The organism is Bacillus salacetis (assembly GCF_049177075.1).
GTDB classification, from domain to species: Bacteria; Bacillota; Bacilli; order Bacillales; family Bacillaceae_B; genus Rossellomorea; species Rossellomorea salacetis_A.
The window spans coordinates 2,128,503-2,154,731 of record NZ_CP185377.1 but is presented as its reverse complement, the minus strand read 5'-3'; the positions used below and the strand labels follow the sequence as shown (position 1 = coordinate 2,154,731).

Annotated in this window: 32 protein-coding genes and 2 riboswitches; of the genes, 28 read left to right on the top strand and 4 right to left on the bottom strand. The window is 39.0% G+C overall.

The features are described from left to right. Window positions 1–413 precede the first annotated feature (413 nt). Complete coding sequence (locus tag ACOJQI_RS11095) at window positions 414–920, top strand: DUF1648 domain-containing protein (protein WP_421385278.1); 507 nt, start codon at window positions 414–416, stop codon at window positions 918–920. 24 nt (window positions 921–944) lie between these two features. Here ACOJQI_RS11095 and ACOJQI_RS11090 read toward each other — a convergent pair whose 3' ends face one another. Beyond that, the gene (locus ACOJQI_RS11090; RefSeq protein ID WP_421385277.1) at window positions 945–1,559 is read right to left on the bottom strand and encodes a trimeric intracellular cation channel family protein; all 615 of its coding nucleotides are present in this window, start codon (window positions 1,557–1,559) and stop codon (window positions 945–947) included. 66 nt (window positions 1,560–1,625) lie between these two features. Then, window positions 1,626–1,693, bottom strand: a riboswitch (glycine riboswitch). Continuing rightward, window positions 1,694–1,787, bottom strand: a riboswitch (glycine riboswitch). A gap of 350 nt (window positions 1,788–2,137) precedes the next feature. On the opposite strand from ACOJQI_RS11090, the gene ACOJQI_RS11085 reads away from it, so the two are divergent. The 6 genes from ACOJQI_RS11085 (at window position 2,138) to ACOJQI_RS11060 (ending at window position 6,253) form a co-directional block, all read left to right on the top strand. Then, a complete protein-coding gene (locus tag ACOJQI_RS11085) occupies window positions 2,138–2,341 on the top strand; it encodes a hypothetical protein (RefSeq protein ID WP_421385276.1) in 204 nt (67 codons plus the stop codon). A 56-nt stretch (window positions 2,342–2,397) separates the two neighbouring features. Further along, window positions 2,398–2,703: a DUF3784 domain-containing protein gene (locus ACOJQI_RS11080; RefSeq protein WP_421385275.1), complete on the top strand. Its 306-nt coding sequence runs from the start codon at window positions 2,398–2,400 to the stop codon at window positions 2,701–2,703. Window positions 2,704–2,816: 113 nt separating this feature from the next. Further along, window positions 2,817–3,062, top strand: coding sequence for a hypothetical protein (locus tag ACOJQI_RS11075; protein WP_421385274.1), 246 nt, complete (start codon window positions 2,817–2,819; stop codon window positions 3,060–3,062). Between the two features lie 503 nt (window positions 3,063–3,565). Further along, window positions 3,566–4,009, top strand: coding sequence for a DUF2243 domain-containing protein (locus ACOJQI_RS11070; RefSeq protein WP_421385273.1), 444 nt, complete (start codon window positions 3,566–3,568; stop codon window positions 4,007–4,009). An 11-nt stretch (window positions 4,010–4,020) separates the two neighbouring features. Beyond that, window positions 4,021–4,482 carry a hypothetical protein gene (locus tag ACOJQI_RS11065; RefSeq protein ID WP_421385272.1) on the top strand — a complete coding sequence of 154 codons (462 nt, stop codon included), beginning with the start codon at window positions 4,021–4,023 and terminating at the stop codon, window positions 4,480–4,482. A 178-nt stretch (window positions 4,483–4,660) separates the two neighbouring features. Then, a complete protein-coding gene (locus tag ACOJQI_RS11060) occupies window positions 4,661–6,253 on the top strand; it encodes a serine hydrolase domain-containing protein (RefSeq protein ID WP_421385271.1) in 1,593 nt (530 codons plus the stop codon). A 97-nt stretch (window positions 6,254–6,350) separates the two neighbouring features. Here the strand turns inward: ACOJQI_RS11060 and ACOJQI_RS11055 are convergent, their stop codons facing one another. Then, entirely contained in the window at window positions 6,351–7,109 is a 759-nt protein-coding gene (locus ACOJQI_RS11055) for a phosphotransferase family protein (protein ID WP_421385270.1), read from the bottom strand. A 146-nt stretch (window positions 7,110–7,255) separates the two neighbouring features. Here ACOJQI_RS11055 and ACOJQI_RS11050 point away from each other — a divergent pair, with 146 nt between their 5' ends. Together ACOJQI_RS11050 and ACOJQI_RS11045 are read left to right on the top strand one after the other, a co-directional pair. After that, window positions 7,256–7,606, top strand: coding sequence for an NAD(P)H-binding protein (locus tag ACOJQI_RS11050; RefSeq protein ID WP_421385269.1), 351 nt, complete (start codon window positions 7,256–7,258; stop codon window positions 7,604–7,606). Window positions 7,607–7,653: 47 nt separating this feature from the next. Next, window positions 7,654–8,100, top strand: coding sequence for a hypothetical protein (locus tag ACOJQI_RS11045; RefSeq protein WP_421385268.1), 447 nt, complete (start codon window positions 7,654–7,656; stop codon window positions 8,098–8,100). 66 nt (window positions 8,101–8,166) lie between these two features. On the opposite strand, the gene ACOJQI_RS11040 is transcribed toward ACOJQI_RS11045, so the two are convergent. Further along, window positions 8,167–8,550, bottom strand: coding sequence for a hypothetical protein (locus ACOJQI_RS11040; protein WP_421385267.1), 384 nt, complete (start codon window positions 8,548–8,550; stop codon window positions 8,167–8,169). A 297-nt stretch (window positions 8,551–8,847) separates the two neighbouring features. Between ACOJQI_RS11040 and helD the strand changes: the two genes are divergently transcribed. The 17 genes from helD to ACOJQI_RS10955 all read left to right on the top strand — a co-directional run bounded on the left by helD (window position 8,848) and on the right by ACOJQI_RS10955 (window position 23,711). Then, entirely contained in the window at window positions 8,848–11,175 is a 2,328-nt protein-coding gene (helD, locus tag ACOJQI_RS11035; RefSeq protein WP_421385266.1) for an RNA polymerase recycling motor HelD, read from the top strand. Between the two features lie 583 nt (window positions 11,176–11,758). Continuing rightward, entirely contained in the window at window positions 11,759–12,214 is a 456-nt protein-coding gene (locus tag ACOJQI_RS11030) for a hypothetical protein (protein WP_421385265.1), read from the top strand. Between the two features lie 278 nt (window positions 12,215–12,492). Beyond that, the gene (locus ACOJQI_RS11025) at window positions 12,493–12,804 is read left to right on the top strand and encodes a nucleotidyltransferase domain-containing protein (protein ID WP_421385264.1); all 312 of its coding nucleotides are present in this window, start codon (window positions 12,493–12,495) and stop codon (window positions 12,802–12,804) included. 15 nt (window positions 12,805–12,819) lie between these two features. After that, window positions 12,820–13,242, top strand: coding sequence for an aminoglycoside adenylyltransferase domain-containing protein (locus tag ACOJQI_RS11020; protein ID WP_421385263.1), 423 nt, complete (start codon window positions 12,820–12,822; stop codon window positions 13,240–13,242). Window positions 13,243–13,279: 37 nt separating this feature from the next. Next, entirely contained in the window at window positions 13,280–13,762 is a 483-nt protein-coding gene (locus ACOJQI_RS11015) for an NUDIX hydrolase (protein ID WP_421385262.1), read from the top strand. 20 nt (window positions 13,763–13,782) lie between these two features. Then, window positions 13,783–14,694, top strand: coding sequence for an alpha/beta hydrolase (locus ACOJQI_RS11010; RefSeq protein WP_421385261.1), 912 nt, complete (start codon window positions 13,783–13,785; stop codon window positions 14,692–14,694). A gap of 119 nt (window positions 14,695–14,813) precedes the next feature. Continuing rightward, window positions 14,814–15,632, top strand: coding sequence for an SDR family NAD(P)-dependent oxidoreductase (locus tag ACOJQI_RS11005; RefSeq protein ID WP_421385260.1), 819 nt, complete (start codon window positions 14,814–14,816; stop codon window positions 15,630–15,632). Window positions 15,633–15,654: 22 nt separating this feature from the next. Then, complete coding sequence (locus ACOJQI_RS11000; protein WP_421385259.1) at window positions 15,655–16,116, top strand: GNAT family N-acetyltransferase; 462 nt, start codon at window positions 15,655–15,657, stop codon at window positions 16,114–16,116. A gap of 711 nt (window positions 16,117–16,827) precedes the next feature. Continuing rightward, window positions 16,828–17,247, top strand: coding sequence for an NUDIX hydrolase (locus tag ACOJQI_RS10995; protein WP_421385258.1), 420 nt, complete (start codon window positions 16,828–16,830; stop codon window positions 17,245–17,247). Between the two features lie 196 nt (window positions 17,248–17,443). Further along, window positions 17,444–18,334: a GNAT family N-acetyltransferase gene (locus ACOJQI_RS10990; protein ID WP_421385257.1), complete on the top strand. Its 891-nt coding sequence runs from the start codon at window positions 17,444–17,446 to the stop codon at window positions 18,332–18,334. A 67-nt stretch (window positions 18,335–18,401) separates the two neighbouring features. Further along, window positions 18,402–18,917, top strand: coding sequence for a GrpB family protein (locus ACOJQI_RS10985; protein ID WP_421385256.1), 516 nt, complete (start codon window positions 18,402–18,404; stop codon window positions 18,915–18,917). Window positions 18,918–18,991: 74 nt separating this feature from the next. After that, window positions 18,992–20,050 (top strand): serine hydrolase domain-containing protein, encoded by a 1,059-nt coding sequence (locus tag ACOJQI_RS10980; RefSeq protein WP_421385255.1) that lies wholly within the window; start codon window positions 18,992–18,994, stop codon window positions 20,048–20,050. Beyond that, window positions 20,047–20,877, top strand: coding sequence for a GNAT family N-acetyltransferase (locus tag ACOJQI_RS10975; RefSeq protein WP_421385254.1), 831 nt, complete (start codon window positions 20,047–20,049; stop codon window positions 20,875–20,877). Before ACOJQI_RS10980 ends, ACOJQI_RS10975 begins: the two co-directional genes overlap by 4 nt. A 66-nt stretch (window positions 20,878–20,943) precedes the next feature. Further along, window positions 20,944–21,471 carry a GNAT family N-acetyltransferase gene (locus tag ACOJQI_RS10970; RefSeq protein WP_421385253.1) on the top strand — a complete coding sequence of 176 codons (528 nt, stop codon included), beginning with the start codon at window positions 20,944–20,946 and terminating at the stop codon, window positions 21,469–21,471. A gap of 68 nt (window positions 21,472–21,539) precedes the next feature. Beyond that, window positions 21,540–21,980: a hypothetical protein gene (locus tag ACOJQI_RS10965; RefSeq protein WP_421385252.1), complete on the top strand. Its 441-nt coding sequence runs from the start codon at window positions 21,540–21,542 to the stop codon at window positions 21,978–21,980. A gap of 31 nt (window positions 21,981–22,011) precedes the next feature. After that, window positions 22,012–22,926 carry a GNAT family N-acetyltransferase gene (locus ACOJQI_RS10960; protein WP_421385251.1) on the top strand — a complete coding sequence of 305 codons (915 nt, stop codon included), beginning with the start codon at window positions 22,012–22,014 and terminating at the stop codon, window positions 22,924–22,926. A gap of 398 nt (window positions 22,927–23,324) precedes the next feature. After that, window positions 23,325–23,711: a hypothetical protein gene (locus tag ACOJQI_RS10955; RefSeq protein WP_421385250.1), complete on the top strand. Its 387-nt coding sequence runs from the start codon at window positions 23,325–23,327 to the stop codon at window positions 23,709–23,711. 78 nt (window positions 23,712–23,789) lie between these two features. Here ACOJQI_RS10955 and ACOJQI_RS10950 read toward each other — a convergent pair whose 3' ends face one another. Then, complete coding sequence (locus tag ACOJQI_RS10950) at window positions 23,790–23,972, bottom strand: DUF4083 domain-containing protein (RefSeq protein WP_421385249.1); 183 nt, start codon at window positions 23,970–23,972, stop codon at window positions 23,790–23,792. Window positions 23,973–24,121: 149 nt separating this feature from the next. Between ACOJQI_RS10950 and ACOJQI_RS10945 the strand changes: the two genes are divergently transcribed. Beyond that, window positions 24,122–24,451: a hypothetical protein gene (locus tag ACOJQI_RS10945; protein ID WP_421385248.1), complete on the top strand. Its 330-nt coding sequence runs from the start codon at window positions 24,122–24,124 to the stop codon at window positions 24,449–24,451. A 117-nt stretch (window positions 24,452–24,568) separates the two neighbouring features. Continuing rightward, window positions 24,569–26,059, top strand: coding sequence for an amidase family protein (locus ACOJQI_RS10940; RefSeq protein WP_421385458.1), 1,491 nt, complete (start codon window positions 24,569–24,571; stop codon window positions 26,057–26,059). Window positions 26,060–26,229 lie beyond the last annotated feature (170 nt).

Below are 26,229 nucleotides of genomic sequence, written 5' to 3'. Positions count from 1 at the left end.
ACCCCCGCAAGCCTGAAATGATGTACCCAAATAGGTGCTATGGGGACATGAACACCACCGCAAGCCTGAAATGATGTACACAAAGAGGCGCTATGGGGACATGAAAACCACGGTAAGCCTTAAATGATGTACCCAAAGAGGCGCAATGGGGACATGAAAACCACCACAAGCCTGAAATGATGTACCCAAAGAAGCGCTATGGGGACATGAAAACCACCACAAGCCTGAAATGATGTACCCAAAGAGGCACCATCGTGGAAAAGAAAACCGAGTACCCCACCTTCGTACCGGCCAGCACCCTTCCCTTATTGGAAAGATGCTCTTACACATATAAATCATCTGAAACCTTTATTACCAACGAACGTAAATAGAATTAAGAAGTAACTCATCTGTTCAAAGAAGGAGGGGAGACCTTGTATAGTTCTTGGAAAAGACCGAAGCTCAGAATTCCAAAGTCCAAAAGTGAGTGGGTCTGGGATATCATCGGATATTCTTGTTATATTGCCTCAGTAATCTTGTTAATCTTCAATTGGCAAACGCTCCCGGATCAAGTTCCGGCACATTACAATGCTCTGGGTGAAGTAGATCGATGGGGTTCAAAAATGGAACTTCTTATTTTGCCAATTGTAGGGGCATCTACAATTGCTTTAATGCAAGTGTTTGAAAAATTCCCCGAAACTCACAATTTTCCGAGCAGGCTTAATGAATCCAATGCCAAAGAGTTTTATCTTGTGAGCAGAAAATTGCTCAATCAATTAAAAAATATTTGTTCAATCATTTTTGCTTTACTTTTATACGAGTCCGTTTCAACTGCTTTGGGCTGGGGGGACGGTTTGGGAATATGGTTTTTACCCCTGGCCATTGTCGGTACAGGTTTCCCGATCATCAGAGGTATTCTTAAACAAAAGAAAATTAAATAGTAATTGGGCAGCCTTTATAGAACTTCACCGCTGAATCGACTGCCCTTCCACTGTTCTCACCGGCAGACGCCATCCATATTTATGCGATATTACACGCAAGGTAAGGATGGTGCCAAAAAGTAAATAAAAGTGATAGGATTTTATTGCCCAGTCCATACCAATGATAAAGCCGGCGATAACCGCCCATAGGAGATAGATTTCTTCACGGAAAACAATGGGCTTTCGTTGAGCCAAAATATCACGGATGATACCACCGCCAGCCCCAGTGATGGCAGCCGAAAACATTACGGCGAGGAGCGGCATGTCAACCGCGTGGGCAAGTATAGCTCCCTGAACGGCGAAGGCGGATAGACCTATCGAATCAAATAGGCTCCATTTCTGCAGGCGTTCTATAGTGTGCTCCGGCAGAATGATAATAATGGTGATCGTCATAATTGCTACAGTAAAGAGAGCGGTTTGCTGCCATAACTCAGTGATTGGTGTGCCAATGAATAAATTCCTGATCGCACCGCCGCCAAAGGATGTAGTCAATCCTAAAAAATATGTCCCCATAATATCGTACTTTGCCTCCATCGCAATGACCGCTCCACTTAATGCAAAAGCAATGGTACCGATGATGTTAAATATATCCCACGCCATGAAAGTTCCTCCCTAAAGGTCGTATTTAAAACAAAAAAGGACAGAGAAAAGGCCATAAATATAAGCCTTTTCCCTGTCCTTTGTACCTGAGAGTTATATACTCCTTCGGTGGCTTTTCGCGCTCTCCAGAGAAACATCCTGCTGCAGTCTTTTTACCTGAGAGATTCATCTCATTGATTTGCCCCTTCGGTGACGTTTTGAACAAACGTTCTCTCCCGCAACAGTTTTTTCATACCTATTAAGATTTTATATATACAGATTAGTGGGTGTAAACATGTCCTGTCAATTTAAAAATACAAGTAATGTTAAAAGATTTATCAGGCAATCTAAAAAGGGTTTCAAGCCAGTCTTTCTTATTGAATAAACCGAAACCATTTTCTTTTGAAAGTCGTCAAAAACATAAATAATAATAAATGGAGATAGTGAAGAAAGGAAGGGTTACCGTGAATAAATACTTATATTAAGTATTTACGGCATTCTAATTGTTGGATTACTGTCCATGTCATTTCTTTTAGATGCATCAGGGCTTTAGTCTTTGAGGTGCGGAACTGGAAAAAGAATTAAGAGGAGATGATCAAATGGGTTTTTATTATTTTATCATTTTGTTTATAGGAATTTACTTTATATTTGCAGCCTGCATTCAGGCATTCAAACATAATTCTTTTCTCAACAAAAAGGGGATCCTTTCTTTGACTATCGGTGTTTTGTTCATTGGTTTATCAATTTTTCTATTTTCACCCGGCAGCTCTGAAATCATAGCCGATCTTTTGAATTTAAGGTGAAAGCAATGCTGTTTATGTTTTCGGATATTCGATAAAGAGGAGCGGATTCGTGCACAATGATAATAGGATTACTGATTTGCGGAATCGCAGGAGTATTAATCATTTATTTCGGTTATTTAATCTGGAAGAAGAAAAAACTCCATTTTATCGCAGGATATAGTGAGGATGATTATAAGGGGAATAAGGGTAAACTTGCTAAAGTGTTCGGCATTTACTTTTCTTTAATCGGCATTATCACGGTTTTCCTTCCATTTTCTATTCATTATATTGGTCTGGTTACTGGAACAGTATATTTGTTCTCACTAATCATTTCAGGTATACCTCTTGCTTTTTTTGTAATGTGGAAGCAAATGAAATCTTAATTGCTGTATAGATAGTGTATGACGGATAGTATCACTTATAAAAATGACTACCCAGAAAAGAAGTTCTGAATAGAATGGTAATAAATATGGCAAACGTCAGCAGGGGGAAAAGCATGCTATTCAAACTGATTAAAGGATTGTTCGCCAAATGGGAGTTGATTTATTCTACACATGATGTGGAGGAGTACTCAACCATGAAAGGCAGGCTCGAGAATAAAAATATTCCTTACAAGACGAAAACGGTGAGTTCCGGCGGAGGGCAGGGAGGCGGGTACGGTTTTGCTGCTAATTATCAGTTATTTGTCCCTAAGGAACTCATCCATAAAGCAAATGAAGCGATTCATCACACAAAATCTTAGTTTGGTCAGAGGCAGATGCCGCTGGCCAATTTTTATATTCACATAGCTCATTGACCCAGGCAAAATGAGTCTGTCCTCTTTTCTGAAGTGGGACAGGTGCCCAAGCCAACCCAGTTCCAGGGCATATACATAGTATAGATACCCATAGAGAAGAGAATGGAGGTAGGAATACATGTATTACAGAAGCTCTTATCAGCCGCAAGATTAACGATTTTTCGCCTTGGGGTGGCCATTTCTAGGAGGATTAGCAGGAGGATTATTAGGGTCTGCTTTGCTGTACCCCAAGACCATTTTATGGATACCCGCCGCCACCACCTCCGCGTCCATATTACCCATGCTGCGGACCAGGATACGGATACCCATATTGATCAGAGGAAAGCAGCGATTGCAGCTGCTTTCTTTTTTTATTTGGCCCTTTATAATTCAACAAGCTGATTAGTATAATTTTGCCGCCTTCTGGGCACGAATGGGATACGATGATTTCTTTGTAAAGGGTGTATTACGTGAAGAAGGAAAACAAAAACTTATTCATCTCCGGGGTGATTCTTGGTCTGGGGTTACTGGGGGCAATTGATGGAATTGTCTTTCATCAGCAGCTTCAATGGCACCATATGGTTCTCAGTCCGAATATAAAGCTGGAAATTTTCACTGATGGTTTGTTTACTGCCTTGTTTTCAGCCAAACTGATTTGGGGTGGAGTGAAAATCTTTCAGGATGCCAGGCAGAATGAACTCGGGACCAGCTGGAAGATTTTTGTTGGCGGCATATTGGTCGGGGGCGGTTCTTTCAATCTTGTGGAAGGAATCATTGACCATCATATATTACAAGTCCACCGGGTCAAACCGCTGGCAGAAAATCCATTGATATATGATCTGGCTTTCTTGGCCATCGGTCTGCTGCTCGTGTTGCTCGGCTTGATGATTAAACGCCTTGAAACTAATGCCTAAAGGGGATAGCTATGAGAAAGTTTAAGAGCTTTTTAATTTTTTTCATTCCGTTTCTACTGTTCTTTTTTTATTTTACAAATCAAAATGAACATAACAGCCATATGACAGCCAATTCATCCCATTCAGCACACGGGTTTGTGGAAATACCAGCAGGATATGAGCCCCCATCTGTAAAAATAGTTGTCACACAAGATCAATCAAAATCATGGCTATTAGAAGTCCGGACAGAGAATTTTACATTCACTCCAAAAAAAGCGGGAACTGCTACCCCAAGTTATAACGAAGGCCATGCCCATTTATACATAAACGGGAAAAAGATCAATCGGCTGTATGGAAGGTATTATAATTTAGGAATGCTGAAACAAGGCGAAAATAAGATCAAAGTCACGTTAAATTCCAATAATCACGGAACTTTAAAGGTTAAAGGAAAAATAATTGAAAATAGTGCGGTTGCTGAAGTGGCTTCTAAATGAAGGAGAATCTTCCTCGTACAACCTTAGAAATAACCATCAATCTCTTCTGAACTGAAGCTGCCATTCCCGGCGGCTTCTTTTATTTAAAAATATTTACTATCTTCTAAAATCTAAAAATGGTAATATATTCTAGTGGAAATCAGATTAACGTATGAAAGCGTTAGGAAGGAAGTCAAGGATGACTGCAAACTTTAATAAAATTCATCAAATTATAGAAAACTCAATGAAACAAAATAACATTCCTGGTGCGGCTTTAGCAATTATTAATGATCACCAAATCATCCTTTCTAAAGGATACGGGAAGACAAATGTGGAGGAATGGGGTTCGGCGGTTCTTCCTTCGACACTCTTCAGAATCGCTTCTGTAAGTAAACTGTTTACAGGAACCGTTATGATGATGCTGGTGGAAAAGGGATTAATTGAACTCGATAAACGAGTACAACATTATATTCCTTGGTTTACTACCGCCAATCAAGAGTTTGCAAGCATGATGACGGTTCGAATGTTATTGACTCATACCTCAGGATTACCAACGGGGGATGATGAGATTTACCATTACGAAAAGGATGGCCTTTTCCGATACATGAAGGAAGTTGTACCGACATTGCCAGTGCTCTTCTACCCGGGTACTGCGTATTCCTATGGGAATCATGCTTTAAATATTGCGGGTTTCATCGCTGAACAAGTAACGGGAAAGCCTTTTTCAGCCATCATGCAGGAGTTGCTGTTTTCACCATTGCAAATGAATTCAACTACTTATGATCCTTTAAAAGCCATGACATTTCCGTTGGCTCTGCCACATGAATCAGCAGAAGCGGGAGACAAGAAAATTTCTCATCAATTTTTCGACCAGACAGCCAGTTATCCATCCTACTATTCTTTCTCTTCCGTTGAGGATCTTTGTAAGTTTGCTATGTTTCACCTGCAAGGCGGCCAGGTGAACGGCCATTCTCTTTTACTGAAATCGTCTATCGAGGAAATGAGAAAGAAGCAGTCGGACTGGTTTACCTTAACGGATGGAGGGTGCGGGATTACCTTTTTCCAGGAGAAGAAAGATGGTATTCAGCGCTTTTGGCATTATGGTCAATATAGCAGCCAATATTCCAGTCAGTTCATCCTTGTTCCTGAGAAAGGGATCGCCGTCATCGCTTTAGCGAATGGAGAAAATATATTTCAAGCTGGATATGAAATTGTAGATGAACTTTTAAAAGAAGAGAAAATCAATTCTCAACATGCAGTGCCATCTATCCAGTTGGAGGATGTTCCTGAATGGGAGGCGTATAGGGGAAGCTATTTGCATAAAAATCTAGGGATCATATCTATTGATCTGGTAGATGAAAAACCCCTTATCACTATTAAAAATGAACCTTACGAGCTGGTTCAGTATAGTAATGAAATTTTCACAGCCAATGATGTATCCGGGACACCTATACACACCGTAGGATTTCCTTCCCGGCCGGCAGAAGTTCCAGACCCGTTTCTCGTGGTGAACACTCAGATGTGTCCTGCCTTCATCGATAACTATGAACGAAATCCATTAGATTGGAAGGAATGGGAAGGTGTTTACAGTAATGGCCAGGAATTTTTTCACGTGATCATTGGAGATGACTCACTTGTGATCACGGAAAAACCTTCAAACCATGCGTTTGCTGCAAAAGCCATACGAAAAAATCAATTTTTATTCGAAAACGGGTTCGTGAGATTTATTAATATAAACGGAACTATAGTCTTAGAGTTTGATAATGCCTGGCGTTATAAGAAAATAGATTGAAATTTCCATAGTAAAAACCGATAACATCTCCTCAAATGAATGGGAAGCTTCTTCTTTGAGGAGAAGATTATCAACAAGGTTTCAATTGCAAATTAATTTAAATTCCACTGATAAGACAGGACTTGACAATCTCCTTCAATCTTTCTTCATTCTCATTAGAAACATGTTCAGATAATCGCGCACCAGCAATGATGGGAGCCCATTTGAACACTTCTGCCCTGGACAGCCCGCTCTCATCACAATAGAGAGTTAAATATTCTTCGGCGAGTTCAGTTGAAACTGTTGAGTACAGAAGGTAAGTCCGGTAGACATCTGCACGGAAATCACCAGCGCTGGAATCCACCCAATCAATAATGGTCACTTTGTCATCCGCCATGATCAGATTATATAGGTGAAAATCTCCATGACAGAGTGAGTTCTCATATTCCATGGAGTTCAAAAGGTTTTCCAAACAGCCTTTTTGGTTTTGATCCAATCGGGGAGCTGACTGGATTTGCCTTTGTAATTTATCAGACATCGGTTCAAATTCAACTGGTTTAATGGAGTGGATCTGCTGCTGAATATCGATGGAGATTTTCATATATTCTTCTGCTTGTTCACGATTGCCTTCGAAGTACAGTTCTCCAAGAGTTTTGCCCTGCACATACTCCATGATGATGGCCTGTTTTCCATCGATTTTCTTAACATCCCTAATTTCAGGTACAGGAAGTCCGCATGAACGGGCAAAGTCTTGCTTCCAGGCTTCCTTTAGTGCTTCATTTTCGGGTAAATGTTCTTTGAAAACCTTCACAACTTTATTTTCAACCAGGTAAATGTTAGCTGTGTTACCCTTTGCAATTGGATTTCCAAGTTCCATACAGTTCTCTCCTTCGAATGTTCAATTTTTGTCTATGTAAGTTCTTGATATCCTCCTTCATTATAGTCCATACTTTCTTTAGGGAGTTATGAAATTACAAAATTTTCTAGCGGAGTATTATCTTTTTTAGAAGGGGAGTCAGGAGAATGAGTATATTAGTTACCGGGTTTACAGGAAAAGTCGGATTTCAGGTTGCCCAGGCATTAAATGACCATCAGGCAAAGTTCGTTTGTGGTGTGCGTAATGTAGAGAAGGCCTCATCGGAATACGGAAGCCGCTATGACTTCACAGGCCTGGATTTCTCGGATCCCAGCACATTTACTGAAGCTTTGAAGGGTGTTGAGAAGATTTTTCTGATGTATCCGCCAGGAGACCAAATGGAATTTGATCAATTTATTCATCGTGCTAAGGCAGCGGGTGTTAACCATATTGTGTATTTATCCGTAAAAGATGTACAGTTCATGCCGTTCATTCACCATTTTAAATGGAAAAGTTGATCAAGAAGAGCGGAATTCCTTTTACTTTTATTCGGGCAGGTTACTTCATGCAGAACCTCAACGACTTTCTTTGCAAGGAAATCAGGGAAAGGCAGCAGATTTTTGTTCCTGCAGGGAAAGGGAAGATGAGCTTCGTTGATACGAGAGATATAGCCGAAGTGGCTGCAATCTCATTACTTCATCCAGAGACCCATCGTAACACCTCCTATGTCATTACAGGGAATGAAGCTCTTGATTTCTATGAAGTTGCCGATATCATGACGAACGTATTGGGTGTTAGCATTCAATACAGTAATCCGTCGGTTAAGGAATTTAAGGAGCATATGAGTGAACAAGGGGAGGATGAAGGAATGACGAATGTCGTCGTTGGCGTCCATTTCCCGACCAAGCTTGGGCTTGCGAAAGGAATCAGGCATGATTTTGAAAAAGTAACAGGAAAGCAGCCGCGGAACATTCGGGCTTATATCGAAGACTTTAAAGAGAATTGGCTATAACGAATTTCCGATAAAGCTGAAGACATGAAAAAGATCAAAGGAACATCCACATGCCCCTTTGATCTTTTATTCTTTATACCTCATGTACTCAAAATTTGAAGTGGGAACTTCCTTGATGACATTCCCAGCGGCATCTTTGTAAATCTCAAATTCCCGATAAATTTCAACTATATACCCGTCTTCTTTAAATTTCGCATCAAAGACATATTCCAATTCAGCAGGCAGAACCGCAGCTTCATTTACGGATGGTACTTCCTGGGCTAAAACTTCTTCCAGATCAGCAGGCGCGAGAACAGGTTTCACCGAAGATTCGGAAGTGGCTTCAGAGTAGGAAGGAGCTCCACTCGAAGTAAGGGAATTCACTTCTTGAACATTTTCAACCAACCCATTGCTTATAAGGACTCCGGCTACAGAAAGGATAATAGCAAGTGAAATGATAAGTTGTTTCAACAGATCCATCTCCCATATTCGTTCTGTTTTAAAAATATGTTTGTCCTGTTAAAACTATTCGTCCTTTCAAAGCCAGGAGGGTGCCCAGCAGCTGTGATCCACAAAAAAAAGAACGAGCCATCCAAAAAAGGACAGCTCGTTTGTTTAAAAAACATTGAAAAACGGATATGTATGTGGTAACTTAGTACAGTAAGACTCTAAAATATTAAACTAAATTATTATTACCCAATTATCATTTTACAGCAAAATGTTTGTAGAGTCAACTCTTTTTAATTATTTTTTTGAGGAGTGGTTTGTTTGGTCAAAGAAATTCAGCTGGAGCAGGATCGATTGAATGCTGTAACAGAGATCATTTCAGAACAGATTGATAAGATGGAAAACGAAACCGTAAGGCGCCGGGATGAAGTCGTGAGTATCCGCAGAAACTTCTGGGATGAAGTAAAGGTCAATACGGATACCTTTGATGATTATCTCGAAACCATCCTTACTCTGCGGCAGCAGGCCCAGGAATTATCTGTCAGTCAAAGCACACACAGACAGGCCTCCAAAAAATTATCGACATTGCGGCGGATGAAGGGTTCTCCATACTTCGGAAGGATTTCTTTTACAGAAGAAGGAGACTCCTCTGCTGAGCAGATCTACATCGGCATTGGGACATTGACGGATCAAACCGGGGAAGAGTTCCTTGTCTATGATTGGCGGGCACCGGTCTCGAGTGTCTATTATGATTATGGTCCAGGACCGGCCGAATACACCACCCCCGGAGGAATCATCAAAGGGCGGATGGAGAAAAAATGGCAGTATATCATCCGTAACAGTGAAATAGAATCCATGTTTGATACCAGTTTGACCATCGGGGATGAAATCCTGCAGCAAGTCCTCGGGAAAAGCACTGACAATCAAATGCATAATATCGTTGCTACCATTCAAAAGGAACAGAACCAGATCATCCGGCATGATAAGGGCAGATTGCTCATTGTCCAGGGGTCTGCGGGAAGCGGCAAAACCTCTGCTGCGATGCAGAGGATCGCGTATCTTCTTTACAAATACAGGGAGAAGCTGAACGCCGATCAAATCATTTTGTTCTCTCCCAACTCGATGTTTAACAGCTATGTATCGAATGTACTGCCGGAACTGGGCGAGGAAAACATGCAGCAGGTGACGTTCCAGGAGTATTTGGACCACCGATTAAGCAAAGAGTTTCAACTCGAAGGTCCTTATGACCAATTGGAATATGTTCTGACTGCTTTTGATGACCCCTCTTATCATACAAGAATCGCTGCCATTCACTACAAGGCCTCAATAGATTTTTTTGAGACCATCAAGGCCTACAGAGGAACATTGGAATCTAAAGGAATGCTGTTTAAAGGAATCAAGTTCAGAGGGGAAACCATTATTCCGGCTGAAGAAATAAAGGAAAGATTTTATAACCATGATACCTCACTCCGCTTTCCGAACCGTTTGGAAAACTTGACTGAATGGCTGAAAAATAAGCTGGTTGAAGCCGAGAAACACGAACGGAAAAAACCATGGGTAGAGCAAGAAATTGAGTTGCTCAGCAATGAAGAGTACCACAAGGCAGTAAAGTATTTGCGAAAAAAGAGCGGACAATCTGAAGAGGATTTTGTCGTCAGCCATGAGGCACTCGGCCGTTTGATCGTCCGGCAGAAAATGAAATCGCTGCTCAAACGAATCGAGAACCTTCAGTTCATTAATATAAAAGGGATATATAAACAGCTGTTCACAGGGATGGCAGGGGAGCAGGATAAACCTCAGGAATGGGATGACATTTGCCGATTTACAGTGGATACGCTGGAAGAAGGAAAATTGTTATATGAGGACGCCACACCTTATTTATATTTGATGGAGCTGATTCAAGGTTTCCAAACGAACACTTCGATCAAACATATAATCATTGACGAGGCACAGGATTATTCACCTTTTCAATTCGAATTTCTAAAAAGGCTATTCCCTTTTGCCAGGATGACGGTGCTCGGAGACTTTAATCAGGCTATTTTTGCACATGCCAGCGAGAATAATGATTTCAATATTCTGATGGATCTCTATGGACCCGATCAGGCTGACGTTATCAACCTGACACGCAGCTACAGATCCACCAAACCGATCATTGAATTCACCAGCCATCTTGTTCCAGGCCATGACATCACTCCGTTTGAGCGGCAAGGGGAAAAGCCTGTCCTGAAGGAAGTGTCGAATAGAAATGAACTGCATTCTTCCATTATTTCAGAACTAGCTGATCTGAAGAAGCAAAACTATAATACCATCGCCATCATTTGCAAGTCTGCAGAAGAAAGTGCCCTTGCCTATGAGGCTATAAGCAGCAAGGTGGAAGAAGTAAAGCTTGTGAAAAGCGACTCGATTGAGTATGAGCAAGGCATTGTGATCATACCAGCTTACTTAGCGAAAGGAATTGAGTTCGATGCTGTAATTATTTACGATGCCTCTGCTGAAAATTACGGTCAAGAGACATTGCGGAGACTGTTTTATACCGCCTGCACCAGGGCCATGCATCAGCTTAAGCTGTATAGTATCGGTGAACCTAGTCCGTTTTTGCGAGGGGTGCCGGCGGGGTTTTTGCTGATGGAGGATTCAGCTAACGATTAATTTTGTATCTCGATTGATTGAGAATGACAATGTATCATCATTCAAACTAGAAGACAGGAATGATGTATGAGAACGGGGCTTTTGCATGCATCTTTTGGGCTGGAAGGAGGAAATGATGTATGAGATCGGGCCTTTTGCAGACATCATTTGGGCCGGAAGGAGGAAATGATGTATGAGAACGGGGCCTTTGCGTGCATCATTTTGGCCGGAAGACGAAAATGATGTATGAGAAACGGGCTTATGCCGACATCATTTGGGCTGCAAGGCAGGAATGATGTATAAAAACCGAGGGCTTATAAAAAGCCCTCTCATTTTTACGTACCTATTCACTATAAGAGCTAAAAACCAGACAAAGCAAATATAAAAAGAATAACAATTGTTATGTATCCGACAGGAATGATTACTTAAATAGTGGCAGAGGCTTTCCTCCAAAAACCGCTATCGCTGTACCACGAGAAAAAAACAGCAAGAGCATAACCAAAACCCATCACCCAATATGTCAGGCTGCCAACGACTTTGCCAGTAAAGGAATCGACAATTAAATAGGTTGCCACTTATACAGCAAAAGAAAGGAGCGATGTACTTGGGATTAAATTTAACTGTCAATATTCCAACTTATACTAATGCTGACTCATCATTTCCGCAGCCAGTTAATAATAGCTATGAATATTGGATTGCAGTTATAGAACATTTCCTAACAGAATCGGACACAATAGAGATTCAATGTTGGAACGAAGAAGCGGAGACGATCAATGAAATCACTTCTTTATTAAAAGGGAAATATAAATGGGTTAAAGAAGATCAAATTACAATTTTTAAATTGTCTAATTCTCTATCATTAAAAAATTATCTATTGAAAGATTGTTTAAGTTCTAACGGTGAATTAAAATGGTTCACACTCAATCTAGAAAAAATGGGGTTGCCTGTATTGCATTCAGGACACTGGGGAACAGAATTAGTTATCTATAATATAAGTAAAGAGGATATTGATTTTGTTAAAAGTGTAATACCGAATGAAGCAATTTTATTTGAATATTAAATAAACTCATTTTTCATGATTACCGGCTTATCCAAAAAGGGATAAGCTTTTTTTATGAAATATTTATCTTGAGTACGCTGTTCAGATTTGAAATAATTGGTACCAAGAATAAAATTTGGGAATTGAGAAAGATGATATCAATAAGTTTGTAGATGTGTTTGAAAGCAGGGGCTGCACTGCCACATAATAATAACTTTATTCTGGAGTTGATTAACATTAATTTACACAGTTCCATTTATGAGGTTCTTAATGAGTATATAAATCTCTGGACAGAGAGATTGCCGAATCAACTAGAGGGATTATACTTACACGGCTCCATCGTGCTTGATACTTATATTTATGGTTCAAGTGATATAGATTTTGCTGTGATAACAAATTCTCGCTTAACAGAAAAAGAGATACCAAAACTAATAGATATTCATGAAATAATTGCCGGCAAATTTGGCAAACCAGAGATGGACGGTTTTTTTACTACTTGGGAGGATTTATGCAAAGAGCGTGATGATAATGATGTTTCTTTTCCTTACTACAATGGAGGTAAAATAGGATTCAGCACTCAAATTAATCCGGTTACTAAGTGGCTCCTTTAAAAGAAAGGAATAAGTATGCTTGGTCCTGATATTACCGAAAGACCCATGAATATAAGCTCCCAACATCTAACCTCTTATGTATTAGAAAATATGAATTCTTACTGGGCAGGCAGGATTAATACACTTGAAAACTCAATAGAAAATATTAAAAAACTGCCAACCAACGAAATCGAAGAAGAAATTGAATGGACCGTTCTAGGGTTGTTGCGTCAATTCTACACATTAAAAGAATTAAGTATAACTTCAAAGGCTGGAGCTGGTGAATATGGACTGTTAAATCTTCCGGAAGAATGGCATGACATAATTAATGAAGCTTTAAATATTAGAAAGAAAACAATGGATAGAGTTTTCAATTCTGATGAGCATCGAGTGCACGAAGCATTGAATTTTTCCAAGTATCTGATTCAATATTGTAACCGCATTCAACATAATGATTAATTGGAGGTTTCGGTTTCATAGATAGGGGTGAATGTGAGTGAGTGAAAAAATCGATTTTTCCGTTCCGATTAAATGCACTGGTGTTGCTGCTGTGTTACTGAAAAAGGTAAATAATGAATATAGAGTATTACTCTTAAAAAGAGCCACACCTGCTCTAAAAGATGTTTGGTGTTATGTTGGAGGAAGCATAGAAGAAGGGGAAAAGGCATGGGAATCTGCTTTAAGGGAAGTGAAGGAAGAAACAGGAATCTCCAACATATCATTATATACATCTAATAAATTCGACCAAATATATTCACCTGAAGGAAATTACATTTATATTGCCCCTGTATTTGTAGGGTTTGTTGAAGAGAATCAGGAAGTGAAACTAAATGATGAACATAGCGACTTAAAGTGGCTTTCTTTTAGTGAAGCAATAGATACGGTTACATTGCCAGGGAATGATGAAGTCCTGAAGTCTATTGAAAAACACTTCGTACACAGGAACCCACCTGAGTTTTTGAAAATACATAACACATAATTTGTATTAAGCATGGGATAGTGAAAGGATTGAGCTGTATTAATCAACTAATAGAAATAAATGATAATAAAATTGAAGTTCTTTTTAAGGGGAAAAAGGGTCCTCTGGTTATTATTCTAACAGGGATGGGCTGCTCTTTCGAGGAGTGGTATGAAGTGATACAGACTTTAAGTGAAACCTGCAAAGTGCTTACGTTTCATCGGCAGGGGCTTGGGCAAAGTGAGATTGGGAATGGTATTCAAAATACAGCATCCACCGTTAATGATTTAGCTGAAATATTCCATGACTTTCAGATAGAGGAGCCTTTTTATTTAGTTGGACATTCTTACGGGGGTCTGTGTGCTCAGCACTTCGCTGCGGTCTATCCAGAAAAAGTTGCAGGAGTGGTATTAGTAGACTCGACCTCTATTGAATTAAAAGAATTAGAAAAGCTAGATTTACCGGTAATGAATCAAGAATCAGATGATTTCTGGATAGAAAAATGCCTTGAATATTCGGCAAAGGATAAGCATGAGTTATCTGAATTGATCCAACCCTCTCTGAACGAAAAACAACTTCAACTCCCAGAGGATATTCAACAAAAACTGCTGGAATTTCAGGTTAACCCTTTACTGTATAAAGCAATGGCGTCTGAAATTAAGGAATGGACTGGCGACGCAGAAATAATAAAGAGTTTAAGGGGTTTTCCCCAAGTGCCATTAGTCGTAATTGGTCGGGATAAAGAATATTCAATCCAAGCACAATTGGAAAATGGGATACCTGAGTGGGAGATAAGAGAATTCGAAGAGAAATGGGCCGAGCTAATCACCAACCAGAGTAAATTATCTTCAAAGAGTGATTTGGTCTTTGCTAGTAATGCAGGGCATTCTGTGTTCCTCGACCGGCCGGACTTGGTTATTGATTGTATACATAAAATGATCAACGGAAGATAATATCCCCTTAACGGGTGTTACCCAATATTATTTAAACTTTAAGGAAATACATTGATACTAAGCGCCATTGGGTATCTTTTGGTGTAATGACCTTTTGGGTCTCATATGGAGGAATGTTAATGAAAACTTTGCAAGGCAAGATTGCTGTTGTTACAGGTGCATCTCGTGGAGCAGGCAGGGGAATCGCTTACGAACTAGGCAGCACTGGCGCAACAGTTTATGTAACGGGTCGAAGTGTTAATGGGTCAACTACCGATAATCGACCTGAAACCATCGAGGAAACTGCAGCTGGTGTCACTTCACGCGGTGGCAAAGGCATTGCAATACGTTGCGATCATACAAGCGAAAATGATGTGAGGCAGCTCTTTTCTCAAATAGAAAGAGAAAACGGACGGATAGATATTCTCGTCAATAGTGTATTTGGAGGTTCCGAAAGTACTCTTCCATCAGGGGAAGGACGGCTTTTTTGGCAGCGTCCCTTGGAGCACTGGGATGCCATGATGGTTGCGGGACCGCAGGCTTACTTGCTGACTGCTCGATATGCTGCCCCGCTTATGAAAAAGCACCGTCAAGGTTTAATTGTGAATATAACATTTTTTATGAAGGACAGGGTGGCAGGTAATCTATATTACGATTTGGCCATGAATGCCATCAACCGGATGACACTCGTTATGGCAAAGGAATTAAAGGAGTTTAACGTTTCAGCTGTTGCTGTTTGCCCAGGTTGGATGAGAACAGAAAGAGTTATAGATTCAGGATATGGACCAGAGGATGGAACAACGGAAACAACAGCGTATGTAGGCCGTGCTGTTACAGCATTGGCGTTGGATCCCCTGGTAACTGAGATCTCAGGTGAAGCAATCATGGTGGCCGAATTGGCAAGGAAATATGGATTTACGGATGTAGACGGAACTCAACCTTTGCCATTTGAAGGATAAATGAAATTAGAGGTGAGATTAAGTGATTATCAGACTTGCTGAAGCTAAAGACATAAATCAATTAATAAAGATGAGATGGGATACTACCATTGAATTCGATGAGAGCAAAAAAGACGAGTCGTATAAAGAATTTGAAGGGGAATGCCGAACATTCTTGGAAAATGCACTAAATGGTCATCAGTGGTTTATTTGGGTGGCTGAGGATAATGGAAAAATTGTTTCTCATATATACATAGAATTAATTCAAAAAGTTCCAAGACCGGGCAGGGTTACCCATCCATTTGCATATATGACCAACGTATACACTATTCCAGAATACAGAAATGAAGGCGTTGGAAGTAAAGTATTAAGTACAATAAACAAGTGGATAAAAGAAAATAAGTATGAATTTGTCATTGTATGGCCGAGTGATGAATCTATTAATTATTACAAGAAAAATGGTTATGTACATTGTACAGAACCAATGGAATACACTCCTTCTTAAAAAGAATGGCAGTTTAGAGAAATCAGGGGGGACTTTTCAAAGTATTTATAACTTTCACTTAAAGCTTTTTCTCAAATAGTTATGAAAGGAGAGAGAAAAATGGGCTGGTTAATCATTGCTGCTGTGGCGTATCTCCCCATCATATATCGTATTCATAGACGCCTAGATTTTTTAGAAAAAGAAGTGAAAAGGCTGAAAGGAGAAACGGGTTATTGAAAAAGCGGCTCTCTGTCTTTTTCAAGCAGGAAAGGAATCCAATGAAAAACAAAAGTATATTTTTAGTCATGAACATACTAGTAATTATTTCTCCAATATTTACGTATTCGACCGTCAATAACAAAAATGACCTGGAGAGCGTTAAGTTTGGTTTTCCATTTCCTTTTATAATACAGGACCAAACGCGATATGACCCTCCCTATCCGTATAAAATGCACTTATCTTCACCAATTGAAAATCCAACCTCTATTAATTGGGCATCCCTTATAGCTTCCCTTTTGATAATTAACATTATTTTGTATATCTTTTTTCAAGTGAAAAATAGAAAATGATATCTCCATAAATCTTGGGAATCTGCATGCTGCCATCAACAGGGTGTTCAAGTATATGAGAGTTTATTTTTATAGGAAGTGATGAAATGCAAGGGTAAAAAGATAAATTAAGGTCACTATGTTGAAAATGATCTATCTAAAAAAGTTACAGGGGGAATGGGATATGTTCATAGTTAATGTAGAGGGAGCTATTCATCGCAATGGTAAATGGCTATTAATCTTTAGAAATGAAAAAGAAGAACACGCTGGAGGTTCTCTTTCATTGGTCGGTGGAAAGTGTGAACTTGAAGGTACATCTTCAAATATTCTAGAAAGAACTTTAAAAAGAGAAATTTTTGAAGAGGTGGGCAGTGAAGTTAGGGATCTTAAATATGTAAATAGCTCTACTTTTGTTACTGAGTCAGGGTTAAACGTCATTGATATTGTATTTCTTTGTCATTACAAATCAGGTGAACCTTATGCTAGGAGCGCGGATGAAGTAGACGAAGTAATTTGGTTGACTACTTCTGAGATTATCGCCCATAAGGAACTACCTGCATACTTAAAGGAAAACATAAGGCAAGCAGACAAAATGCTGCAATAAATATTTTAAGGAACCAGCTTTAAAACCCTATATTTATTACGGTATACCTAAGGAGGAATCCTACCTTCAGGAATGAAGATAGAGGGATTTACAGACTGTGTTCACAAAGCTTAATAGTCAAGAAACGCTTATTAAAGTACGAAGTACATAAGGAAAGACCAGCAATAATATGTAAACTATGGGACGGAGAGTAATAATGAATATTACTTACAGAAGATATAAAGATATAACTGATTACCAAAAGATATGTACTTTCTTGGAGGAAAGTTATCAATCTTATGGGACAAGGTTTGACAATAATTTAAGCTTATTCGAATTTCAATGTGCATTGTCAGCAGGAATGGAAGAACCAATTAAGTATATCGATGAGGTCTTAGAAAATGTTTTTCTATGGTTTGATAATGATACATTAGTTGGAGTTCTTGAAGAAGGTTCCTTTTGTATAACAGCTAAGTACAGGTTTATCTTTGATGAAATTGTTAGAGTTGGAGAAAAGTTTTATTCTGCAGTCGATAACAATATGGAATGGGAAGTTTACGATAACGACACGGATTATGAGAAAGTATTATTGGAAAATGGTTATAACAAGTCGGATGAGTACTGGGTGAGACGGGATTTTGATCTTGGAAATTCAGTAAATCAACTGGAATTGCCCGAAGGTTTTTATATAGAATCAGTACCGAATCTTAAAGAATATGATGAGGTGTACACAGCCTATAAACTTTGTTATGGAATATTATTCAATAAGGGTATCTTTCATAAATTCTATGAAACGTCTACTTATAGAAAACAGTTAGACTTAGTAGTTTTGGGTCCCGATAACAATGTAGTAGCTTTAAATAGTGGAAGGTATGATGAAAAGAACAAGTTAGTTACTATTGAGGCAGTATCTTGCTACCATGATTATAGAGGGAAAGGTATCAGTAAAGCCTTATTATTAAATGTGTTAAATGCTGCTAAGGAACTTGGTGCTGAAAAAGCAACAGTATATACGGCTATGCCGGAAAAATACCCGGCTCCCAATAAACTTTACGAGTCAGTTGGGTTTAATTTAGTTGGTAAAAGATATGTTTGGAAAAAGACTTAATATATAGGAAATATAGAATAGAAGTTTATTGCACTAAACAAATGTCTAGTTAGGGGGGTGAGCAATAATGATAAAACCGATTGTGATTTTAAGTGAGTATAAATCAGAATGGGAGTATCGTTTCAACCAGGAGAGGAAGAAAATCATTGAGGTTATCGGTGATAAAATAGAAGGTATTGAACATATTGGAAGCACTTCAATAAAGGGACTTAAAGCTAAGCCCATCACTGATATTCTGGTGGGGATAGAGGATTTAAGCACGGTATCCAGCATTGTTCCTCCGTTGAATTCAATTGAATATGAATATGTTCCCAAACCAGAAGTAACTGATAGGATATTTTTTCGAAAAGGTTTGTGGGGGAAAGGTACTTGTCATTTGCATGTTTGTGAGATACATAGCACTGAGTGGGTTGAAAAGTTATTGTTTCGTGATTACCTTCGGAAATATCCTAAAGTGGCTGAAGAATATGCATTTCTCAAAAGTGAACTTGCCACTAAATACAAATATGATAGACCAACCTACACCTGTCAAAAAGAACCGTTTATTAAAGAGATTATTGAAAAAGCCAAGAGAGAATTATAAATGAATTCTTCTTTCATTAGTGTAAGTGTTAAGAAAAAGCCGGACAAGTATCCATAGAAAGGAAAGAAAAGGTATTGATTCTTAGTCACAAAGATAATTCGTCTTTCATACCGGTATTGGATCATGTGTACAATACTTACAATAAAGTCATCTGTTCAGGAGCATCGACTCTTATCATTCATAAAGATTCTATTGTGTTGGAAAAGTACATAGGCAGACAGTCAGATGAAGAAGCGGCGAGAGCAGTTCAGGCTGATACCCAGTTTCATGTAGCTTCGGTCAGGAAAAGTTATATAGGCTTTGCGGTTGCTCATGCCCTGTTTTATGAATGTATAAACAGCATAGATGATCTGGTTCTATCCTATTTGCCCGAACTTGAAGAGAGTACTTGGAAAGATACCACTATAAGACATTTACTTACCCATACACATGGATTGAAACAGGTGGGGAACAGAACCGTCCGTGAGTTTCCTCCCGGCTCAAACTGGTCTTATAAACAAATTGGGATCGACGCTCTAACTCGGATTGTCAAACGAACAACAAACAAATCAGTTGCAGATATCCTTCACGAAAATGTCTTCACCCCCTTAGGCTTCAACGAATCCAATTGGTATTCAAAGAAGCACAAGAAGCTGGTTGATGTTATGCTGCGTTATGAAGGGGATGAAGACTGGAGAACCAGTGAAAGCACTGAAGGCGACAAAATGAACATGTATGTATCGACCAGGGAGTTAGCGTACTGGGGATATCTCCATCTGAAAAAAGGAAAAATAAATGGAAAGCAAATTGTTCCCAGAGAAATCATAGACATGGCCACTTCTCTTCAGAGTCCATCCACTCTGCATAAAGACTTACCACAAAATGGCTTCTTATGGTTCGTTAAAGATTTACCCGCCAAAAAGACTGAGATAGGTCACCACGTCCCTAAAGGTTCTTATCAAATACTTGGGTTCACCAATGTAACCCTATTAGTCATTCCCGAAGAAGAAATTGTTGCAGTTCGTATGTTTAATAGTTTCGGCTCCCCGGATGGCTATGATTATTTATCAGACGTGAGATCATTTGGCGATACAATTATGAAGTGTGTAACCAACATGAAGACCTTTAATAGTAGGAGAGGTGAAAAGAAATGATTTCAGAACTTAAGAAGTCTGATTTTTACAAATGTAAAGAATTATTAAATGATGAAGGACTATTAGAAGCAAAAGCGGTAATTGAGGGAGGGCATCCAGGCCGCGTATTTGTAGATGATACAACTGCTCCTGAGTCTGGATTCATTTGGCTAGGCAGCAATAATGGCTATATCTTTATAGGCAACGAAAAGAATGAGGGATTTAATAGACAATTGAAGGGATTTTTTGAAAATGTAATCAAACCAGATGCCAATAAAGTTGGTCTTACAGCTTTTGAAGCAATCGGTAATCATTCGAAATGGAATAAGACGATCAAAAAAGTATTTGGCGAAAATGTGATTGGCTACAATCAAAGGGTCTATGAATTGAAAGAGAATGAATGTAGAAAGCAATATGAACCTGTTGTAGAGCAAGGATATGAAGTTATAAAAATCACAAAAAATATTATTGATTCCAAAGGATGCTCTACATTTAAAAACGTTGAATTCTTACATTCGAAAATCTTGGAGTTTTGGGCTTCTTTTGAAAAGTTTATTAAAGAGGGAATTGGATATATTGCAGTTTATGAAAACGAAATTGTAAGCGTTTGTTTTTCAGGTGTTGTTGCTGGAAATGTGCATGGCATTGACATTGAGACGTTAAAATACCATCAAGGAAAGAAACTAGCGCAAAAAGTAGCACATGCTTATGTGAACGACTGTATTCAGAATAACATCATTCCATATTGGGATTGTATGGAAATCAACAAACCTTCTGTTTCTGTTGCTGAAAAGGTAGGATTGCAAATTAAATTTAATTATATTTGGTATAGAATCCCTTTTGAATAACTAGCATTTACTTCAAAAATTAGGTTAAGAATCCAGGGTAGTTCGAAAAAGTAAGGAGATGGATTGATGGATGGTCAGCTCACGAAAATCAGAAAAGCAGTTCCACATGATGCAAAGGGCATAGCCAAAGTACATGTTGACAGTTGGAAATCAACCTATGCTGATATTTTGCCGGAAGATTACCTGAATAATTTGAGTTATGAAAAACGGGAACAGTTCTGGTTTAAAGCCATTCCAAATGGTGGAGTTTATATAGCAGAGAATAATAAAGGAGAGATTGTTGGATTTTCCTCTGGAGGTAAAGAAAGAAGCGGTGAGTATCAAGGATTTGATGGGGAGCTGTATGCCATCTATATCTTAAAAGAATATCAGGGGCTGGGTATTGGAAAAGACCTCGTATCCCCAATCATAAATGCACTTAAAGGAATGGGATTAAACTCAATGCTTGTTTTTGTCGTTGCAGACAATAGTTCACGTTACTTCTATGAAGCACTTGGCGGTATAAAGATAGACACTGTCCAGGTGGAAATTGCCGGAGAGAAACTATCAGAACTTGTTTATGGCTGGAAAGATATCAGTCAGCTCCTGATTTAAATATTGTTGAAGATCAGGCTGCTGTTCTATTAGGAGCCATAATTAGGAGAATTACTATAAAAAGGAGTATGGTATCGCTTATCGTTCTAATTTTATTGTTGAGTGCCTGTTCAGGAAATGAAAAGATAAGATTCGAAGATAAAAGTTTTGCTAGTACTCTCATGATTCAAAAAGTAGAAAATAGTACATCATCTGAAGAAATGACCACAATTGTCACAGACCAAGAGAAAATTAAAAATATATTAACTATGATAGAAGACTTAGAGGTGAAAAATATCAAGGTTAATACCTTTATGGAAACATTGACGTCAAAAACCTCTTATATGTTTGTTTTTTTTGAGGAGGGGCGTTCTGCTGAAAAAGCAGAGTTTGCTTTCTATATTTTGGAGGATGGCACGATTCTTTTCAATTCACAGGAGAGTCGGAATCCAGGCAAACCCCTAATTGGCAAAGAGAAACAATTGGATATATTGAATGAAATGAAACAAACTTTAGAGATTGATTTTTAGGTCTCAGTTGTGAAAAAAGGGAGAGAAATAAATGAGTGAGCAGCAACTGATGTTGGATAAGATAATCGAAATTGAAGAGGGATTGAAATTGATTTATCAAGAACCAAAAGAATTTACCCGATTTCATTCCATTTATCATGGTCAAAAATATGCAGACTACTATTTTAGAAGATCCCCAGAGACTATGTTGGAAGTCGCATCTATTTTTGACTGCGGCTATCTAATTATGAAAAATGAAAAGGTAATTGGAGGTGTATTCCTGAAACCGAATTTCTTTTCAGATCTATTCATTGTTCCTCCCTATAAAGATTATGAGGGATTACTTGAAAAGCTTTTAAACTATTTAAAAAAGGTATCAAAGGCTGAAGAAAAAATCTTCATAAGAGAGATTGTTGAAGAACAAGTAGCAACTTATGAGAAAAATGGATGCAAGGTCAACGAAATTAATTATTGGATGATCCGTCCAACAGAGCCACTTAAGGCCGTTCTGCCTGCAGGATACCTGTCAAGGCCGGTTTCCAGCGAAGATACAGATGAAATTGCCAGCCTGATCATGAAAGCCTATGAAGCAAATCCAGCTTATAAAGAAGTCGGAGAGAAAGAAGGCTATATTCTGCATGTTAAGGAATTCCTCGACACTCATAGTAATAATCAAATCATGGATGAGTGTTCAAGAGTTATAGTAGATCAGAGCTCGAATGACATCGTAGGTACCTGTCTGCATATGGAATTTGAAGAGTATCCATTAATCATGAGTCTAGCCGTGGACCCGGAACATCAGCAAAAAGGCCTCGGCCGATTTTTGCTGACCCATTCCATCAACATATCCAGTAAGGAGTACCCGGCAGCCAGATTATCCGTACTAAAAGACAACCCAGCGATTGAGCTATATGAAAAACTTGGATTCATTAGAAACAGGTCTTTAACTGATATGTATTTGGTTTGAATATAATAGAAAAGTTATTCTATCTAAAATTTAAAGAGAAGCCCTTTTAGTGATGGAAACCGGGGCAATTCCATCTGAAACTCAGAGTACATCACGTTTAGTGATGGAAAAACCGGGCAATTCCATCTAAAACTCCGTGAGAGTTCCGAGTTGTGATGGATACAAGATCTTTTCTAACTGAAGTAGCTAAGTATGATTATTCAGAGATGGAATAGGAACTTACAGCAGGATACTATCATTGTTCAAATCATTAACAAAAGCTTAATCCCACGGGGTTAGGCTCTTTTATTTAAAAAACATGAAAGTCTCATTGTGCTGAGTGAGAAAATTTGGAATAATTAGTTATGGTGACACTATCTGACCTAAATCAGAGAAGAATGAAAAAAGGGTGTGGTTGGTTGAAGTTGGTAAAGCTCATTTTAGCACTTATCATTCTTTCCTTAACTACACCCGGCTGCGGGGTTGCAGATGGAGGAAAAGTGACTGCCCGAAACATATTGAAACAAAATGAAGATGCAGACATAATCCAGTATGATGGCTTCATCTATAATAATGTTACAGATTTGGATTGGTTTAAGGATGATAACAATATCCCATTTTCTAAAGAACTTCTTCTGGGGGAAATCGAAAACCAGACTACGAACAGATGGTTTTTTGGAGATTTCAGTGCAACCAAATTGCCGGAAGGAACAAAAATTTATTCAAACGAAGAAGAAGGGAAGGGCATCCTATTCGTTGAATTTAATGGGGAAGAATTATATTACATGCAGCTTCTTGAGGGGTAAATCTTTGCTGTCTAAATAAAGCCGGAGACACGGAGTGCGCCTCCAGCCTTGATTGGAACTTTGTATGGTTAGCAGCAGCTATTCAGACTGTTTTTCAAGCAGTTCAATAATTCTGTCTAATTTCTTATTAATATCATTGGAAGCGCTCGTATTTGCAGAAGTATTAAAAAGAAGCCGCCTGATGAAAAGAGTGAACGATATCACACCTATAATAAGAATCGATAAAACTAGTAAAGTATAAAGCAAATCACCAATAAACATAACAATCTCCTTAACTGGTTTTGGATAATTATACCACAATCATTCTTTTCTTAGGTTACACATGTGAAAGCAAAGGGACTTTAAAACTTACTGGGGATTTTAAAGTTCTCAAAAAATTTAGGAGAAATCTGAATAGTCTGGGGGGAATTATGCAGAAATTAATCGTAGTTTTATTCTTTCTTTTATTAACAACAATGGCAGTGGGTTGCACTAATTCAAATGAACTAAAGGTAGAAGAACTATCAGATGATGAACTGCTTGTGAAACATTGGCAGGATTTGAGTGATGAAAGGAAATTTTCTCTCATTGAAGATATTCATAGAGAGGAGAGGTTCTTTACAGATTATGAAGGCCAAAAGGACACATGGATTATGCTTTTTGACGCAGGACTTCGGAATACTTCTTATCAGGAAAATAACCTCAAAAAAGCGATGAAAGAATTCAACAGAGATCGGGAAATCACTGAAAGTAGTCAATGAGTGAAAAGCACTAGTGGTTCAAGTGTTAACGGAAGTGGAATAAGGTTTAATTTACATACTTTATAGCAATTTGGTAAAGAAAAGGGAATGGATTTAAAAAAAAGGGAGACGATCGTCCTGGAATTAACATTCAATCAACACTTAAAAGAAGAGCTCAATGTTATGGAAGTGCAGGAAGCTCTAGAGGCAGGCTATTTTACTTCAAAAGAATTAGTAATGTACTATCTTGATCGAATTGCCAAATATGATAAGAGAGGTCCTGAAATCAACTCGATTCTTGAAATCAATCCGGATGCAATTTTTATTGCAGAGGGGTTGGATCATGAAAGGAAGCAGAAAGGATCTCGGGGCCCGCTTCATGGAATACCCGTTCTGCTAAAAGACAATATTGAAACGAACGATTCCATGCACACTAGTGCCGGTGCGCTTGCTTTACAAGATTATTTAAGCCCGCATGATGCATTTTTAGTCAAGCGGCTTAGGGAAGAAGGAGCCATCATTCTTGGCAAGACGAATATGACTGAACTGGCAAACGGGATGTCCTTAAGCATGTTCGCAGGATACAGTTCCAGAGGCGGACAGGTTTTAAATCCTTATGGGCCAGGTGAATTTTTCATTGGCGGATCCAGTTCAGGGTCAGCTGCCGCGGTTGCCTCTAATTTCAGCTTATTGTCGGTGGGTACAGAAACAGATGCTTCCATCCTTAGTCCCGCTACACAAAATTCTGTTGTTGGAATCAAGCCGACAGTCGGTCTGATCAGCCGGACAGGGATTATTCCCTTTACTTATACCCAGGATACTGCCGGTCCTTTTGCAAGAACGGTAACCGATGCCGCTATCCTTCTGGGTGCTTTAAGTGGAGTGGATGAGACTGATCCCGCTACTTATAAAAGTGAAGGAAGAGTCATACGGGAATATACATCATTCCTCGATGAAAACGGCTTGAAGGATGCAAAAATAGGAGTTTATAACAAGGGGCCTGAAAGTTATTACGAAGAATCAGGCGAATATGACGAAAAACTCTTTAATGATGTATTACAAACGCTTAAAGATCAAGGGGCAGAGGTGTTTGAAAACATTGAAATCCCCTCTTTTCACCGGGAATGGAGCTGGGGTGTGCCGATTTATGAAATGAAGAAAAGCTTAGGGAACTTCTTGCAAAAACTGCCTCCGAACATACCGGTCCATAGCGATACTGAATTAATCGAGTTCAATAAACAGCATAAAGAAAAGGCTTTGAAATATGGACAGAATATGCTGGAATATAGAGCGGACCTGCCCAATACATTAAGCAATACCGAATATCTAAATGCAAAGTTGGAGGACCTTTATTTCTCCCAGGACTACGGAATTGATTATGCTTTAAAGGAATATAATCTTGATGCCATCTTATTCCCTTCCTACATCGGGTCGACCATTGCCGCCAAGGCCGGATATCCTTCCATTGCGCTGCCGGCAGGATACATGGAAAGCGGAAGGCCATTTGGGATAACGTGCGCAAGTGGTGCTTTTAGCGAAGGTCTTCTGATCAAAATAGGATATGCTTTTGAACAGGCTGCAAAGCATAGGAAAAAGCCTGAATTAGACCGAAATCAAGTTTCTCTGTAACACTCTGCTAAGAATCCCTAAATTGAGAGGTGCAAAATGGGGCCACTGCTTACTTTTTTTATCATTTGGCTATGTAGTTTTCTGATTGCTCGTATTTTAAGTCGACTTGGAAGGAATCACTGGAAAAAAGATTTAGTCGTGACTGGAGCTCAATCAGTTATCATTACCAC

Coding starts and splice junctions, on each gene's coding strand:
- ACOJQI_RS11090 (WP_421385277.1), bottom strand. CDS start 1,559: ATGGCGTGGGATATATTTAACATCATCGGTACCATTGCTTTTGCATTA.
- ACOJQI_RS11085 (WP_421385276.1), top strand. CDS start 2,138: ATGGGTTTTTATTATTTTATCATTTTGTTTATAGGAATTTACTTTATA.
- ACOJQI_RS11080 (WP_421385275.1), top strand. CDS start 2,398: ATGATAATAGGATTACTGATTTGCGGAATCGCAGGAGTATTAATCATT.
- ACOJQI_RS11075 (WP_421385274.1), top strand. CDS start 2,817: ATGCTATTCAAACTGATTAAAGGATTGTTCGCCAAATGGGAGTTGATT.
- ACOJQI_RS11065 (WP_421385272.1), top strand. CDS start 4,021: ATGAGAAAGTTTAAGAGCTTTTTAATTTTTTTCATTCCGTTTCTACTG.
- ACOJQI_RS11060 (WP_421385271.1), top strand. CDS start 4,661: ATGACTGCAAACTTTAATAAAATTCATCAAATTATAGAAAACTCAATG.
- ACOJQI_RS11055 (WP_421385270.1), bottom strand. CDS start 7,109: ATGGAACTTGGAAATCCAATTGCAAAGGGTAACACAGCTAACATTTAC.
- ACOJQI_RS11050 (WP_421385269.1), top strand. CDS start 7,256: ATGAGTATATTAGTTACCGGGTTTACAGGAAAAGTCGGATTTCAGGTT.
- ACOJQI_RS11045 (WP_421385268.1), top strand. CDS start 7,654: ATGCAGAACCTCAACGACTTTCTTTGCAAGGAAATCAGGGAAAGGCAG.
- ACOJQI_RS11020 (WP_421385263.1), top strand. CDS start 12,820: ATGCTTGGTCCTGATATTACCGAAAGACCCATGAATATAAGCTCCCAA.
- ACOJQI_RS11005 (WP_421385260.1), top strand. CDS start 14,814: ATGAAAACTTTGCAAGGCAAGATTGCTGTTGTTACAGGTGCATCTCGT.
- ACOJQI_RS10995 (WP_421385258.1), top strand. CDS start 16,828: ATGTTCATAGTTAATGTAGAGGGAGCTATTCATCGCAATGGTAAATGG.
- ACOJQI_RS10990 (WP_421385257.1), top strand. CDS start 17,444: ATGAATATTACTTACAGAAGATATAAAGATATAACTGATTACCAAAAG.
- ACOJQI_RS10985 (WP_421385256.1), top strand. CDS start 18,402: ATGATAAAACCGATTGTGATTTTAAGTGAGTATAAATCAGAATGGGAG.
- ACOJQI_RS10975 (WP_421385254.1), top strand. CDS start 20,047: ATGATTTCAGAACTTAAGAAGTCTGATTTTTACAAATGTAAAGAATTA.
- ACOJQI_RS10970 (WP_421385253.1), top strand. CDS start 20,944: ATGGATGGTCAGCTCACGAAAATCAGAAAAGCAGTTCCACATGATGCA.
- ACOJQI_RS10965 (WP_421385252.1), top strand. CDS start 21,540: ATGGTATCGCTTATCGTTCTAATTTTATTGTTGAGTGCCTGTTCAGGA.
- ACOJQI_RS10960 (WP_421385251.1), top strand. CDS start 22,012: ATGAGTGAGCAGCAACTGATGTTGGATAAGATAATCGAAATTGAAGAG.
- ACOJQI_RS10950 (WP_421385249.1), bottom strand. CDS start 23,972: ATGTTTATTGGTGATTTGCTTTATACTTTACTAGTTTTATCGATTCTT.
- ACOJQI_RS10945 (WP_421385248.1), top strand. CDS start 24,122: ATGCAGAAATTAATCGTAGTTTTATTCTTTCTTTTATTAACAACAATG.